General features: G+C 59.7%; 15 protein-coding genes. 10 read left to right on the top strand and 5 right to left on the bottom strand.

From position 1 onward, the window contains the following. Positions 1-43: 43 nt before the first annotated feature. The gene (locus AC1RBR_RS23120; protein ID WP_007909797.1) at positions 44-532 is read right to left on the bottom strand and encodes a DUF3015 domain-containing protein; all 489 of its coding nucleotides are present in this window, start codon (positions 530-532) and stop codon (positions 44-46) included. Positions 533-809: 277 nt separating this feature from the next. Here AC1RBR_RS23120 and AC1RBR_RS23115 point away from each other — a divergent pair, with 277 nt between their 5' ends. After that, positions 810-3248, top strand: a complete 2439-nt coding sequence (locus AC1RBR_RS23115) for a Lon protease family protein (RefSeq protein WP_027612829.1) — start codon at positions 810-812, stop codon at positions 3246-3248. 325 nt (positions 3249-3573) lie between these two features. Continuing rightward, positions 3574-3903, top strand: coding sequence for a PA4575 family protein (locus tag AC1RBR_RS23110; protein WP_095139295.1), 330 nt, complete (start codon positions 3574-3576; stop codon positions 3901-3903). Positions 3904-3909: 6 nt separating this feature from the next. On the opposite strand, the gene AC1RBR_RS23105 is transcribed toward AC1RBR_RS23110, so the two are convergent. Further along, positions 3910-5742: a hypothetical protein gene (locus AC1RBR_RS23105; RefSeq protein ID WP_492566736.1), complete on the bottom strand. Its 1833-nt coding sequence runs from the start codon at positions 5740-5742 to the stop codon at positions 3910-3912. A gap of 174 nt (positions 5743-5916) precedes the next feature. Here AC1RBR_RS23105 and AC1RBR_RS23100 point away from each other — a divergent pair, with 174 nt between their 5' ends. The 3 genes from AC1RBR_RS23100 to bamJ all read left to right on the top strand — a co-directional run bounded on the left by AC1RBR_RS23100 (position 5917) and on the right by bamJ (position 7586). Then, the gene (locus tag AC1RBR_RS23100) at positions 5917-6405 is read left to right on the top strand and encodes a TIGR00645 family protein (RefSeq protein WP_007950967.1); all 489 of its coding nucleotides are present in this window, start codon (positions 5917-5919) and stop codon (positions 6403-6405) included. 135 nt (positions 6406-6540) lie between these two features. Beyond that, positions 6541-6846 carry a DUF6482 family protein gene (locus tag AC1RBR_RS23095; protein ID WP_115986773.1) on the top strand — a complete coding sequence of 102 codons (306 nt, stop codon included), beginning with the start codon at positions 6541-6543 and terminating at the stop codon, positions 6844-6846. A gap of 122 nt (positions 6847-6968) precedes the next feature. Next, entirely contained in the window at positions 6969-7586 is a 618-nt protein-coding gene (gene bamJ, locus AC1RBR_RS23090; RefSeq protein ID WP_003228367.1) for a BamJ family beta-barrel-assembly machinery protein, read from the top strand. Positions 7587-7723: 137 nt separating this feature from the next. Here bamJ and AC1RBR_RS23085 read toward each other — a convergent pair whose 3' ends face one another. The 3 genes from AC1RBR_RS23085 to AC1RBR_RS23075 form a co-directional block, all read right to left on the bottom strand. After that, complete coding sequence (locus tag AC1RBR_RS23085) at positions 7724-7981, bottom strand: PA4570 family protein (protein ID WP_003228365.1); 258 nt, start codon at positions 7979-7981, stop codon at positions 7724-7726. 207 nt (positions 7982-8188) lie between these two features. Continuing rightward, complete coding sequence (locus AC1RBR_RS23080; RefSeq protein WP_025108781.1) at positions 8189-8530, bottom strand: zinc ribbon domain-containing protein YjdM; 342 nt, start codon at positions 8528-8530, stop codon at positions 8189-8191. A 179-nt stretch (positions 8531-8709) separates the two neighbouring features. Next, a complete protein-coding gene (locus AC1RBR_RS23075; protein WP_003228362.1) occupies positions 8710-9678 on the bottom strand; it encodes a polyprenyl synthetase family protein in 969 nt (322 codons plus the stop codon). 241 nt (positions 9679-9919) lie between these two features. Between AC1RBR_RS23075 and rplU the strand changes: the two genes are divergently transcribed. The 5 genes from rplU (at position 9920) to AC1RBR_RS23050 (ending at position 13664) form a co-directional block, all read left to right on the top strand. Then, a complete protein-coding gene (gene rplU / locus AC1RBR_RS23070; RefSeq protein ID WP_003228361.1) occupies positions 9920-10231 on the top strand; it encodes a 50S ribosomal protein L21 in 312 nt (103 codons plus the stop codon). A 35-nt stretch (positions 10232-10266) separates the two neighbouring features. Beyond that, the gene (gene rpmA, locus AC1RBR_RS23065; protein ID WP_003228360.1) at positions 10267-10524 is read left to right on the top strand and encodes a 50S ribosomal protein L27; all 258 of its coding nucleotides are present in this window, start codon (positions 10267-10269) and stop codon (positions 10522-10524) included. Between the two features lie 194 nt (positions 10525-10718). Then, a complete protein-coding gene (cgtA, locus tag AC1RBR_RS23060) occupies positions 10719-11942 on the top strand; it encodes an Obg family GTPase CgtA (protein ID WP_003228358.1) in 1224 nt (407 codons plus the stop codon). Positions 11943-12065: 123 nt separating this feature from the next. Next, positions 12066-13184, top strand: a complete 1119-nt coding sequence (gene proB, locus AC1RBR_RS23055; RefSeq protein ID WP_064589259.1) for a glutamate 5-kinase — start codon at positions 12066-12068, stop codon at positions 13182-13184. A 12-nt stretch (positions 13185-13196) separates the two neighbouring features. Next, the gene (locus AC1RBR_RS23050) at positions 13197-13664 is read left to right on the top strand and encodes a CreA family protein (protein ID WP_003228353.1); all 468 of its coding nucleotides are present in this window, start codon (positions 13197-13199) and stop codon (positions 13662-13664) included. Positions 13665-13815 lie beyond the last annotated feature (151 nt).

Raw genomic sequence — 13815 nt, 5'->3', positions numbered from 1 at the left:
AAAAACAAAACCCGCTTCCCGAAAGAAGCGGGTGCGGTCGAGCTTAAGCCTGAGTTGCGTACTTGGCCAGACGTGGGTCCGACTTCAGCACGGCCAGGGTGTTGGTATGCACGTCTTCGGCGGTCACGTCAGCCTTGCTGAAGATCTGCTGGAAGTGCTCGTGAGTGACAGCAGCGAAGTGCGCACGGTCTTCCGGCGCCACGCCCAGTACCACGGCATAGGTCGTCAGCGCTTCGCCGTTGCCCTTGGCCATGTCTTCGGACAGCTCGTTCATCATGCCATTCATGGCGAACCAGGATTTACCGCCGTAGGTCAGCGACGCATTGGTCGAGCAACCGTTGGTGCCGGAAGTCATACCGAACGTAGCGTTACCGGAGGTGCCGTTAGTGGTGGATGCCAAGAAGTGTGCCGGGGTGCCACGCTGACCTTCGAACAGCATGTTGCCCCAACCGCAATCCGGGCCACCCGGGGCTTGCGCCATGGCGTTGATGGATACAGCGGTGAAGAGAGTACCGAGAAGAATCCGTTTCATAGCTTTGTTCTCTTTATGTGCATACCAATGGACAGGGTTCTGACACCTGACGGTGCCAGTGGGCCAGTATTAGTTCCAGCCGCGCAGTTTGGAGTTTAGGCACGTTCCTGGGGTTCCGTGAGTTTTTACAAAAGATTTGGCGATAACCCCGATTTGTCGGGGGGCGGGGCAGGGTCACCCGGTTGTCTATGCTTTGTCGTGTGGCGCGCCTTGCCAGTGGGGCACGGGCAGCGCCAGAATGCCGCTATCTGCCCCGCCTGATTGTTAAGGAAGCCCGATGCCTGATCCTGTTGCTGCCAGCCTGCGTATAGCGCCCGAAGCGCTGACTCGTCCGTTTTCCGCTGAACAGTTCAGCTTCACTACCACCAATGATCTGGAGCCCTTTCGCGGTGTGCTTGGCCAGGAACGTGCGGTCGAAGCCTTGCAGTTCGGTGTGGCAATGCCACGCCCCGGTTACAACGTCTTCGTCATGGGCGAGCCCGGCACCGGTCGCTTCTCGTTCGTCAAACGCTACCTGAAGGCTGAAGGCAAGCGTCTGCAGACCCCGGCGGACTGGGTCTACGTGAACAATTTCGATGAGCCGCGCGAGCCCCGCGCGCTGGAATTGCCTTCTGGCACGGCGGCCTCGTTCATCGGTGACATCAACGGCCTGATCGATAACCTGCTGGCAACCTTTCCGGCCGTGTTCGAACACCCCTCCTACCAGCAGAAGAAAAGCGCCATCGACCGCGCTTTCAACCAGCGCTACGACAAGGCCCTCGATATCATCGAGCGACTGGCGCTGGAGAAGGACGTCGCCCTGTACCGCGACAGCAGCAATATCGCTTTCACGCCGATGCTTGAAGGCAAGGCGCTGGATGAAGCGGAATTCGCCCAATTGCCGGAAGCCGAGCGCGAACGGTTTCACGAAGACATCTCCGGCCTCGAAGAGCGTCTGAACGAAGAACTCGCCAGCCTGCCGCAGTGGAAGCGCGAGTCGAACAATCAACTGCGTCAGCTCAACGAAGAAACCATCACCCTGGCCTTGCAGCCATTGCTCTCGCCGTTGTCCGAGAAGTACGCCGAGAACGCTGCGGTCTGCGGTTACCTGCAAGCGATGCAGGTGTACTTGCTGAAAACCGTGGTCGAGCAACTGGTCGACGACAGCAAGACCGACGCCGTGGCGCGCAAGCTGCTGGAAGAGCAATACGCGCCGAGCCTGGTGGTCGGTCATCCGGCCAGCGGCGGGGCGCCGGTGGTTTTCGAGCCGCACCCGACTTACGAAAACCTGTTCGGGCGCATCGAGTACACCACCGATCAGGGCGCGCTCTACACCACTTATCGGCAGTTGCGCCCAGGTGCGTTGCATCGGGCCAATGGCGGTTTTCTGATTCTTGAAGCGGAAAAAATGCTCAGCGAGCCGTTCGTGTGGGACGCGCTGAAGCGCGCCCTGCAATCGCGCAAACTGAAAATGGAGTCGCCGCTGGGCGAGATGGGCCGTTTCGCCACCGTGACCCTCAACCCGCAACATATTCCGTTGCAGGTCAAAGTCATCATCATCGGTGCGCGACAGTTGTACTACACGCTGCAGGACCTGGATCCGGACTTCCAGGAGATGTTCCGCGTGCTGGTCGACTTCGACGAAGACATCCCGATGGTCGACGAAAGCCTGGAGCAATTTGCCCAGTTGCTGAAAACCCGCACTTCGGAAGAAGGCATGGCACCGCTGACCGCCGATGCGGTGGCGCGTCTGGCGACCTACAGCGCGCGGCTGGCCGAGCATCAGGGACGTTTGTCGGCGCGGATCGGCGATCTGTTCCAACTGGTCAGCGAGGCGGACTTCATTCGTCATCTGGCCGGTGATGAAATGACCGATGCCGGGCATATCGAGCGCGCATTGAAAGCCAAGGCCACTCGCACCGGTCGGGTCTCGGCGCGGATTCTCGACGACATGCTCGCCGGGATCATCCTGATCGACACCGACGGCGCCGCGGTCGGCAAGTGCAACGGGCTGACCGTGCTCGAGGTCGGTGATTCGGCGTTCGGTGTGCCGGCGCGGATTTCCGCCACGGTGTACCCGGGCGGCAGCGGCATTGTCGACATCGAGCGCGAGGTCAACCTCGGCCAGCCAATCCACTCCAAGGGCGTGATGATTCTCACCGGGTATCTGGGCAGCCGTTACGCACAGGAATTCCCGCTGGCGATTTCCGCGAGCATCGCGCTGGAGCAATCCTACGGTTACGTTGATGGCGACAGTGCGTCGCTGGGCGAGGCCTGCACGCTGATTTCGGCGCTGTCGAAGACCCCGCTCAAGCAGTGCTTTGCGATCACCGGATCGATCAACCAGTTCGGCGAAGTGCAGGCGGTCGGCGGGGTCAACGAGAAGATTGAAGGCTTCTTCCGTCTCTGCGAAGCACGCGGGCTGACGGGGGAACAGGGCGCGATCATTCCGCAGGCCAACGTCGCCACGCTGATGCTCGACGAGAAGGTGCTGGCGGCGGTGCGCGCCGGGCAGTTCCACGTATACGCGGTGCGGCAGGCTGACGAAGCGCTGAGCCTGCTGGTCGGCGAGCCGGCCGGTGAGCCGGATGCTGACGGTCAGTTCCCCGAGGGCAGCGTCAACGCGCGCGTGGTCGAGCGTCTGCGGGTGATTGCCGAGATGATCAGCGAAGACGACCTTAAAGAGGCGGAAAAGGAACTGGCCCAAGAGGCATTGGCCGAAGCAAAGCCAGCCTGAACGCAAACGCGGTAAAAATTGTGGGAGGGGGCTTGCTCCCGAAGGCGGCGTACCAATCGACACATTAGTTGATTGAGGCACCGCCTTCGGGAGCAAGCCCCCTCCCACAGTTGTTTTCCAGATTGATTTTTGCGCTGATCTTCGGGAAAAGTGCCACTACTCTGGCGTCAGAATTCACACAATGACCATTCGGCGCCTTCTGGTTCTATCCGGCTTGCGCGGCGGACTTTTCTTCTATTCTCTGCTCAAGGACATCGACAGTATCACTGGATCGAAACAGCCTTCGCGTGAAGGCTGAATACAGGCTTTACCGAGGGTCGCCGCCATGTCGCGCAACCTCTGCCTCACCCGTCAGTGCCTGGGTCTTGTGACCCGCATCGAATGCGCCGTCAAACCGCTGGCCGGCGATAACGGCATGTGGACCTTGCTCTTCGCCGCCGGCATGGCCGGTGAACAACCTTCCGCCATCAAGGCCCAAGGCCCGTTTCACGGGCCGGTCGCCGCCGAGTCTATTCTCGACACCATTGTGGAAAGCCTGACGATGCACGGTTACGAGCTGGCCGACGATCCACAGATCTGGAGCCTGCACCTGCAGGCACAGCTGCGCCAGATCAACGGCGGACGCGGGCGTACGGTTGGCTTGTTCGACCACTAGGCGCAATCACGGCGCAGTGTCGGGCACCTGCACCTTGTCGAGCTTGACCTCAAAGCCGTATTGCACGGTATTGAGTTCGGTTCGCTGATAGGTCTCCACCTGTGTCGGACGGCCATAGAAGTAATGCACGCCGAATAGCGCCGGGCCTTCTGCACTCGCGTCATGACTGACTGAGAGGATCTGTTTCAGGTAGTTGCCGCTGTCGTCCTTGACGAAGAACCGCCAGGCGTTGGCCGGGAATCGTTTCAGATCCACCACCAGCATGTTGTTCTTGATCTCCAGGCCTTTGGGCAGCGACTTGGCGTCGTAGGTTTGCTTGTCGATGGTCGCGAGAAACAGCGGCATCGAGCCCACGGCAATCGCCGGGGTTTCCGGGAACAGGTTCAAATCGTACGTGATGGTCGCTTGCAGCGGATCGACCTGATAGGCCTCGGGTGGCAGTTCGATCGGCTCATCGAGTTTGCCGCTGCGTTTCTCGGTGAAGAATGTCACCGGGCTTTCTCCCGGGTTGAAATCATCACCGAGCAGCTCATCGTTGAAAGTTCGCCGGTGGGAGAACTCGATGCGTGCGGCGCTGGGCTCTTCCACGGACTGATGGATGCGAATGCCGGCCTTCAGCTCCTCCTCGGTCAGGCTCGCGCCTTTGAGCCAGTTCGGCGCCATATCGTCATACACCACCACCGCCGGGTCCAGCGGCTGGATGGTTTTGTCCGTGGTGTGCTGACTGAAGGTACGCACCGGCAGATCCAGCGCCTTGCGGGTTACGGTTGCCGATGAGAAATCCAGTACGCTGACTTCCAGGGTGTCGATTGGGCCGTTGAAGTAGACCTTGTTGTAGCGGCGTGGATGTTGCTGTTCGAAGGCGTGCTGTTCGTCCTCCAGTTGTTTTTCCAGCGCCTCGCTCCAGGTTTTCTGCTGTTGCAGATGCGCCAGTTGTTTCTCGTAGAACGCCACTTGTGCCGGGCTCTCATTGATCGAACCTGCGCGCACCAGATAGTGCCCGGTGGTGTCGCGGGCCTGAACGATCAACGGATTGAGCTGCGCGCCTTCGACCTCGGGGGCCAGTGGCAGGTTGTTGCTGAACTCGACTTCGGCGTAGTTCTTTTCCAGCTTCAGCAGAGTGACGCTGAGGTTGTCATCGGTGCGGGTCTGGCCGACGTCCTTCTGGCTCAGGTTGAAGCTGAACAAGCGGCGGGGGGTGATGACTTCGACTTTTCCCTGCAGGCTCACTGGTCGCGGCTGAGTCTTCTTGTCCACGTTCAGGCCTTCGATGAACGGGTAGGTCACGGTCAGGTCATCGGGGTTGGTGACATTGGAGCTGGACGGGCTCAACTGAATGCCGGGATCGGTTTCCGACCACTCCGGCTGATAGGCGATCACGCGTTTGTTGCTCAGGGTCACCGACTGCCATTCCACGCCATGCGGGAACAGAAAACCTCCGGGAATGTTCAGGTTGAACGGGAACACCGGTTGCAGGTCGGTGAGGTAGTCGGAGCTGGCGTCCTTGTGCAGCACGAACAGACCGTTGATGAAGGTATCGACCAGCGCCTGCGGCGAAGGGTAGTGCTTGAGGATGCCGAGGGCGTCTTCACCGTAGACGGTTTTCAGCGGGGTGCTGTCGAGCTTGAGCTGCGCGCGTTCAAGCAGTAGCAGCGAACCACCGAGTTCGGTCACGGCGTCCTTGAGTTTCGGGTCGGCGATGGCGTCGAGTGAATGTTCGAAGGTTGCCGTCTTTGCTTCGAGGCTGACCGAGGGTTTTTTCTCTTCACCGGGCGAGCAGCCGACCAGCAGTAGAGCGAGGCAAATTCCGGTAGTCGTCAACGGCAATCGCACATGCATTTCCAGTCGTCCTGTCCACTTTCGCTAGGCGGTCAATGGTTTGGACAGTAGCAGAAATAAAATCACCTACACACGCAGGTTGCGGTGATGGGGGGGGCGAGCCGGGCGGTTTCTGGCTGTCACGGGCGGCTGGTATACTCGCCACCGATTTCAATCCTTATTGTGTGAGAGTCAATGGAACGCTTTATCGAAAATGCAATGTACGCCACGCGCTGGCTGCTGGCGCCGATCTATATCGGGCTGTCCCTCGGGCTGCTGGCGCTGGCATTGAAATTCTTCCAGGAAGTGTTTCATGTCATTCCCAACGTGTTCTCCATGGCCGAGTCCGAGCTGATTCTGGTGCTGCTGTCGCTGATCGACATGGCGCTGGTGGGCGGCCTGCTGGTGATGGTGATGATTTCCGGCTACGAGAACTTCGTGTCCGAGCTGAACATCGACGAAGGCAAAGAGAAGCTCAGCTGGCTGGGCACCATGGACTCCTCGTCGCTGAAAATGAAAGTGGCGGCGTCGATCGTGGCGATTTCCTCGATCCACCTGCTGCGGATCTTCATGGATGCCAAGAACGTCGATCCCGAGCACCTGATGTGGTACGTGATCATCCACATGACCTTCGTGATTTCGGCGTTCGCGATGGGTTACCTGGACAAGCTCACCAAGCACTGATCATTGATTGATCGCTGCAAAAACACCGCCCGTCTGTTGCGAAACAGACGGGCGGTGTCGTTTGTGGCTTGTGCTTTGGTGCGCGCGGGCATATCCCTGTAGAGGTCCTGGCTCGCCACTGCACGAGGTGTGTTCATGAACCTGCAAGAGTTGAATGCGTTTGCCATCGCCAGAAAGGTCGATGAGCTGAACCTGATCTCCATGGAGGGCGGGATTTATCTGCTTGAGGCCCGGATGCACGGGGCGGCGTATCCGTTGAGTGATTTCAAGGGCGAGATGCTGCAGCTGCGCTCGGTGGAGCATGCCCGGGATTTGCTGCATAACTTTCCGGTGCTGCCGTTCAACCTTGTGCACACCTCGGTGCACGACGAGATGTGCGGCCTGGGCGGCAGCGTCGATGAAAGCCTGAAAGTGCCACTGGCCTGGCGTTCGGCCCTGTAGGCCTTGCGCCCCATCGCTGGGCATCTGTGCTAGTCTGCTCGCCCTTTTAGGTTCCGGGCGCGCCGGGACGCGCTGTGCACGCACGGCAAGTCTGATGGCCGTCCGCACAGCGGAGCAGTGTCATGTCCGAAGTAAATCTGTCCACCGACGAAACCCGCGTCAGCTACGGTATCGGCCGTCAGCTGGGTGACCAGCTGCGCGACAACCCGCCACCGGGTGTCAGCCTGGACGCCATCCTGGCCGGTCTGACCGACGCATTCGCCGGCAAGCCAAGCCGTGTCGATCAGGAAGCAATGTCCGCCAGCTTCAAGGTTATCCGCGAGATCATGCAAGCCGAAGCCGCTGCCAAGGCTGAAGCCGCCGCAGGTGAAGGCCGTGCTTTCCTGGCTGAAAACGCCAAGAAAGAAGGCATCACTACCCTGGCTTCCGGCCTGCAATTCGAAGTGCTGACCCAAGGCGAAGGCGCCAAGCCATCCCGTGAAGACACCGTGCGTACTCACTACCACGGCATGCTGATCGACGGCACTGTGTTCGACAGCTCCTACGATCGTGGCCAGCCAGCAGAATTCCCGGTGGGCGGCGTGATCGCCGGCTGGACCGAAGCCCTGCAACTGATGAACGCCGGCAGCAAATGGCGCCTGTACGTGCCAAGCGAACTGGCTTACGGTGCTCAAGGCGTTGGCAGCATCCCGCCGCACAGCGTCCTGGTATTCGACGTCGAGCTGCTGGACGTTCTGTAATGCCTGGCCTGTCCCGGTGACAGGTCAATAATGTGGGAGCGGGCTTGCTCGCGAAGGCGTCCTTTCAGGCAACCCATTCGTTGCCTGACACAGCGCTTTCGCCAGCAGGCTGGCTCCCACAGTTTTTACCGCGCTACTCATATTTCAATCTTGTGATGCAGCTCATTGGTCGGGCGCAAGGCCCGGGCATAGCAGAACAGGAACAGATTGCGCACCAGCTCCTTGAGCACCAGCGGTTCGCTGGAATTCAGGCTGCTGACGTCCAGATCACCCTGATCCTGCAGCTCATGCAGGGCTTCTTCTTCCAGTACTGCACAGACTTCACCGGTTTCCCGATGCAGGATCCTGAGGTACGGGTGTGGGCGATCCAGCCAGGCGTCGATCAAATAAGTCATGGGTCTCATCTCCTTGAAAGGTTTCAATGAGAATAATTCTTATTCGTCAAATAGCAAGTGCCTATTGGCGGAATGCGATTTTTTCCGGGTAAAGATTGCGTAAGGTCAAAACGGCTGGCGTCTGGCTATTACGCGAGAATGCGCGAGGGGAAAGCGAGGAGGGCGTAGCACCATCCCGCGTCGGGCGCGGGATGGCTGACAGCAGGATCAGACCTTTCTGACGAACTCGGACTTGAGCTTCATCGGGCCGATGCCGTCGATCTTGCAGTCGATGTCGTGGTCGCCGTCGCACAGGCGGATGTTCTTGACCTTCGTGCCGACCTTGACCACCAGCGAGGTGCCCTTGACCTTCAGGTCCTTGATCACGGTGATGGTGTCGCCGTCCTGCAGCACGTTGCCGACCGAATCTTTTTTCACGGCATCATCGGATGCCACTTCGGCTTCGCCGCTGGCCGACCACTCGTGGGCGCACTCTGGGCAGATCAGTTGGGCACCGTCTTCGTAGGTGTATTCGGAATTGCATTTCGGGCAGGGTGGCAACGTGCTCACTAAGGCTCCTTGGAGGGGATCGCTAAAAGTCGCACATTGTATAGGGTTTTACGCGCAGCAGGGCATAGCGCAGAAACAACTGTGGGAGCGGGCTTGCTCGCGAATGCGGTGTGTCATTAAACATTAATGTCGAATGACAGGTTGCTTTCGCGAGCAAGCCCGCTCCCACAGAAGGCAGATCAGTGCGTGCGGGCGACCGCAAACTCGCTCAGTTCCACCAGTGCATCGCGGTATTCGCTGGCCGGCAGCGCGTCGAGGCACTTGATCGCACGGGCCACATAATCGCGGGCCAGTTGTGCGGTGTATTCCAGTGAACCCGAGGCTTCCACGGCGATGCGGATGCTTTCGAGATCTTCAATCCCGCCTTTCTGGATCGCCTGGCGCACCAGGGCAGCCTGCTCCGGCGTGCCTTCACGCATGGTGTAGATCAGCGGCAGGGTTGGCTTGCCTTCGGCCAGATCGTCACCGACGTTCTTGCCCAGGGTCTCGGCGTCGCCCTTGTAGTCCAGCAGGTCGTCGACCAGCTGGAACGCCACGCCCAGGTGATCACCGAAGGTGCGCAGGGCTTCGCTCTGCTCGGCGGTGGCACCGGCCAGTGCGGCGGCGCTGTGGGTCGAGGCTTCGAAGAGCATCGCGGTCTTGCCGCGGATGACTTCCATGTAGGTTTCTTCGGTGGTGCTGGCGTCACGTACCTTGGACAGCTGCAACACTTCGCCTTCGGCGATGATGCGCGTGGCCTGGGACAGAATCTTCATTACCGGCATCGAACCCAGCTCGACCATCATTTCGAACGAGCGCGAGTACAGGAAATCACCGACCAGCACGCTCGGGGCGTTGCCCCACATGGCGTTGGCGGTCGAGCGGCCACGGCGCATGCCGGACATGTCGACTACGTCGTCATGCAGCAGGGTCGCGGTGTGCAGGAATTCGATGGTGGCGGCCAGCAGGCGCATGTCGTCGCCTTCGCGACCCAGGGCCTTGCCGCACAGCAGCACCAATAAAGGACGCAGGCGTTTGCCGCCGGCCGAGGTGATGTAATCGCCGATTTTCGATACCAGCGGCACTCGGGAAGTCAGCTGCTTCTTGATGATGCCGTCGACGGCGTTAAAATCGTCCGCCACCGCGCGGTAGAAAGCTTGGGGTTGCATCAGCGACAGTTGCTCCAGAAGGGTTGCGCGGCATGCTAGGACCCCCACCGGGGCCTGTCAAGGCGCGATGGACGGCCTCTTGCGTGACTCTCGCGGCTTGCGTACAATCGCGCACCCTGAACTTCCTGGGCAGCACCTGCCTTACGCAATTGCACTTGGGCCGTTCCAGCCCCATGCAGCCATGCCAGCCAATACCTCTTCTTATAAAGAGCTGGGTGAGCAGGATTATCGGAGAAATACCATGTACGCAGTAATCGTTACCGGCGGTAAGCAATACAAGGTCGCTGAAGGTGAATACCTGAAGATCGAAAAACTGGAAGTCGCTACTGGCGAATCCGTGACTTTTGACCGCGTTCTGCTGGTCGCCAATGGCGACGACGTGAACATCGGCGCACCTGTTGTTGCTGGCGCAACCGTCAAGGCTGAAGTGATCTCCCAAGGTCGTCACGATAAAGTCCGCATCATCAAGTTCCGTCGCCGTAAGCACCACATGAAGCGTATGGGCCACCGCCAGTGGTTCACCGAGATCAAAATCACCGGTATTCAGGCTTAATTACAGCCTAATTCCTCACTAGGAGAATTGAACTCATGGCACACAAAAAAGCTGGTGGTAGTACCCGTAACGGTCGCGACTCAGAAGCCAAACGCCTTGGCGTGAAGATGTATGGCGGCCAGGTCATCAAGGCCGGCAACATCATCGTGCGTCAGCGCGGCACCCAATTCCACGCTGGCTACGGCGTTGGCATGGGTAAGGATCACACCCTCTTCGCGAAAATCGAAGGCGTGATCAAGTTTGAAGTAAAAGGCGCCTTCGGTCGTCGTTACGTGAGCGTTGTCGCGGCTTAATCGCGAGATCGCTGGAAGAGCCCTGTCTTGCGACGGGGCTTTTTCGTTTGTGGGGTGAGTCTCTTGCAAAACTGTTTGTATGGGCTGTCGGCGTGCGATGCAGGTCGTGGTTTGGGGGCGCTGCGCTCATTTTTGCAAGAGTCTTATGTCTTGATTGTTTTTCGGCTCGTCCGTATGGCGAGAGGCGTTGAGTTATGAAGTTTGTAGACGAAGTATCGATCCGCGTAAAAGCTGGCGACGGCGGCAATGGCTGCATGAGTTTCCGTCGGGAAAAATTCATTGAAAACGGCGGCCCGAACGGCGGTGACGGCGGTGATGGCGGTTCCATCTACATGATGGCCGACGAAAACCTCAACACCCTGGTCGACTACCGTTACACCCGGCACTTCGATGCCGAGCGTGGCTCCAACGGCGGCAGCACCGATTGCACCGGCAAGAAGGGTGAAGACCTGATCCTGCGCGTGCCGGTCGGTACCACTGTGATCGACTCGGCCACCCAGGAAGTGATTGGCGACCTGACCAAGGCCGGCCAGAAGCTGATGGTAGTGCAGGGCGGCTGGCACGGTCTGGGCAATACCCGTTTCAAATCCAGTACCAACCGTGCGCCGCGCCAGACCACTCCGGGTAAACCGGGTGAGCAGCGTGACCTGAAACTGGAAATGAAAGTACTGGCTGACGTTGGTCTGCTGGGCTTGCCGAACGCCGGTAAAAGTACCTTTATCCGTTCGGTATCGGCCGCCAAGCCGAAAGTTGCCGACTACCCGTTCACCACGCTGGTGCCGAACCTGGGTGTGGTTAGCGTCGACCGCTGGAAAAGCTTTGTCATCGCCGACATTCCGGGGCTGATCGAAGGTGCTTCCGACGGTGCTGGTCTGGGCATTCGCTTCCTCAAGCACCTGGCGCGTACGCGTCTGTTGCTGCACCTCGTCGACATGGCGCCGCTGGATGACACCAGCGCACCGGACGCGGCTGAAGTGATCGTCAACGAGCTGGTCAAGTTCAGTCCGTCGCTGGCCGAGCGTGATCGCTGGCTGGTGCTGAACAAATGCGACCAGATCCTTGAAGAAGAGCACGAAGAGCGCGTCAAGGAAATCGTTGATCGCCTGCAGTGGGAAGGTCCGGTTTACGTGATCTCGGCCATCGCCAAAGAAGGCACCGAGCGCCTGACTCGCGACATCATGCGTTATCTGGAAGATCGTGCCGATCGCCTGGCTAACGACCCGGCGTACAAGGAAGAGCTGGCCGACCTCGATCAGCGCATCGAAGACGAAGCCCGTGCCCAGTTGCAGGCGCTGGATGACAAGCGTGCCCTGCGTCGCAGCGGCGTGAAGTCGGTCCACGACATCGGCGACGATGACTGGGACGAAGAAGATGTGGATGATGAAGACGGTCCGGAAATCATTTACGTGCGCGACTGATTCGTTGCAGTAAACTTAAGCGCCGCTCAATCGAGCGGCGTTTTAGTATCTGGAAATCGCAAGTCACAAATAACGTCATGGGCGGCGCTGGGTCGCGCTGTCCTCAAGCTAAGGTTGAAGATGATGCGGAGCAAAGTGACAGGTGCGCAGCGTTGGGTCGTGAAGATCGGCAGCGCTTTGCTGACGGCGGACGGCAAGGGGCTGGATCGCAAGGCAATGGGTGTCTGGGTCGAGCAGATGGTCGCCCTGCATGAGGCGGGGGTCGAGCTGGTGCTGGTTTCCTCCGGTGCCGTGGCTGCCGGCATGAGTCGCCTGGGCTGGACCGCACGACCCAGTGCGATGCACGAGCTCCAGGCTGCCGCGGCAATCGGTCAGATGGGCTTGGTGCAGGCATGGGAATCGAGCTTTGCCGAGCATGGCCGACACACCGCGCAGATTCTCCTGACTCACGATGACCTGTCCGACCGCAAGCGCTACCTCAACGCCCGCAGCACCCTGCGTGCACTGGTGGAGCTGAAAGTCATCCCGGTGATCAACGAAAACGACACCGTGGTCACCGACGAAATCCGTTTCGGCGACAACGACACGCTGGCGGCGCTGGTGGCCAACCTGGTCGAGGCCGATCTGCTGGTGATCCTCACCGATCGCGATGGCATGTTCGACGCCGATCCGCGCAACAATCCGGATGCGCAACTGATTTACGAAGCGCGCGCCGACGATCCGACCCTGGATGCGGTGGCGGGCGGTACCGGTGGCGCGCTGGGGCGTGGCGGCATGCAGACCAAGCTGCGTGCGGCGCGTCTGGCGGCGCGTTCCGGGGCGCACACGATCATCGTTGGTGGGCGTCTGGAACGAGTGCTCGATCGCCTGAAGGCTGGCGAGCGCATCGGTACGCTGCTGTCGCCTGAGCGCGGCATGCTCGCGGCGCGCAAGCAGTGGCTGGCCGGGCATCTGCAGACTCGCGGCACACTGGTGCTGGACGAGGGGGCGGTGTCGGCATTGTCGCAAGGTAACAAGAGCCTGCTGCCGGTCGGCGTCAAATTGGTCCAGGGCAGTTTCCGCCGTGGCGAAATGGTGGTTTGCGTGGCGCCGGACGGTCGCGAGATTGCCCGTGGCCTGGCCAACTACAGTGCGCTTGAGGCGCAAAAAATCATTGGTCAGTCGTCAGATGCAATTGTCGGCGTGCTGGGCTACATGGCTGAGCCGGAACTGGTTCATCGTGACAATCTGATTCTGGTCTAAGGGAAAATACGCATGCGCATGGCAAAAGGATTGTTGGGTCTGCTGATGGCGCTGCCATTGCTGGCCTCGGCCGAGGAAATCGGTCAGGTGTCGACGGTGTTCAAGTTCGTCGGCCCGAATGACCGGATCGTGGTCGAGGCTTTCGATGATCCGAAGGTCGACGGCGTGACCTGCTATCTGTCTCGCGCCAAGACGGGCGGGGTGAAGGGTGGCCTGGGGCTGGCCGAGGATCGCGCCGAGGCGTCGATTGCCTGTCGTCAGGTCGGTCCGATCAAGTTCAAGGGCGAACTGAAGGATGGCGACGAGGTGTTCAAGGAGCGCACGTCGCTGGTGTTCAAGACCATGCAGGTGGTGCGTTTCCTCGACAAGAAGCGCAACACGCTGGTGTACCTGGTCTACAGCGATCGCGTGATCGAAGGTAGCCCGCAGAATGCGGTGACCGCGATCCCGATCGTGCCGTGGGTGCCGGTCCAGCAATAACACCGCAGAAACAGCTGTAGGAGTGAGCCTGCTCGCGATGGCGTTGTATCAGTCAATATATGCATCGACTGATACAGCGCCATCGTCGGAGCGCCGCCCGGAGCAGGCTCACTCCTACATTTTTTGTGCTGCATTCGCTAAATCGCAGGCA

It is taken from the genome of Pseudomonas sp. GW823-FHT01D03 (genome assembly GCF_058798255.1).
Note: the sequence above shows the minus strand (reverse complement) of the source record. Positions and strands in the feature narration are given on the sequence as shown.

Bases quoted from the DNA above. Each gene is read 5' to 3' on its own strand.
- rplU (WP_003228361.1), top strand. From the start codon at position 9,920: ATGTACGCAGTAATCGTTACCGGCGGTAAGCAATACAAGGTCGCTGAA.
- AC1RBR_RS23110 (WP_095139295.1), top strand. From the start codon at position 3,574: ATGTCGCGCAACCTCTGCCTCACCCGTCAGTGCCTGGGTCTTGTGACC.
- proB (WP_064589259.1), top strand. From the start codon at position 12,066: ATGCGGAGCAAAGTGACAGGTGCGCAGCGTTGGGTCGTGAAGATCGGC.
- AC1RBR_RS23115 (WP_027612829.1), top strand. From the start codon at position 810: ATGCCTGATCCTGTTGCTGCCAGCCTGCGTATAGCGCCCGAAGCGCTG.
- AC1RBR_RS23075 (WP_003228362.1), bottom strand. From the start codon at position 9,678: ATGCAACCCCAAGCTTTCTACCGCGCGGTGGCGGACGATTTTAACGCC.
- AC1RBR_RS23095 (WP_115986773.1), top strand. From the start codon at position 6,541: ATGAACCTGCAAGAGTTGAATGCGTTTGCCATCGCCAGAAAGGTCGAT.
- rpmA (WP_003228360.1), top strand. From the start codon at position 10,267: ATGGCACACAAAAAAGCTGGTGGTAGTACCCGTAACGGTCGCGACTCA.
- AC1RBR_RS23100 (WP_007950967.1), top strand. From the start codon at position 5,917: ATGGAACGCTTTATCGAAAATGCAATGTACGCCACGCGCTGGCTGCTG.
- AC1RBR_RS23050 (WP_003228353.1), top strand. From the start codon at position 13,197: ATGCGCATGGCAAAAGGATTGTTGGGTCTGCTGATGGCGCTGCCATTG.
- AC1RBR_RS23105 (WP_492566736.1), bottom strand. From the start codon at position 5,742: ATGCATGTGCGATTGCCGTTGACGACTACCGGAATTTGCCTCGCTCTA.
- cgtA (WP_003228358.1), top strand. From the start codon at position 10,719: ATGAAGTTTGTAGACGAAGTATCGATCCGCGTAAAAGCTGGCGACGGC.
- bamJ (WP_003228367.1), top strand. From the start codon at position 6,969: ATGTCCGAAGTAAATCTGTCCACCGACGAAACCCGCGTCAGCTACGGT.
- AC1RBR_RS23085 (WP_003228365.1), bottom strand. From the start codon at position 7,981: ATGACTTATTTGATCGACGCCTGGCTGGATCGCCCACACCCGTACCTC.
- AC1RBR_RS23120 (WP_007909797.1), bottom strand. From the start codon at position 532: ATGAAACGGATTCTTCTCGGTACTCTCTTCACCGCTGTATCCATCAAC.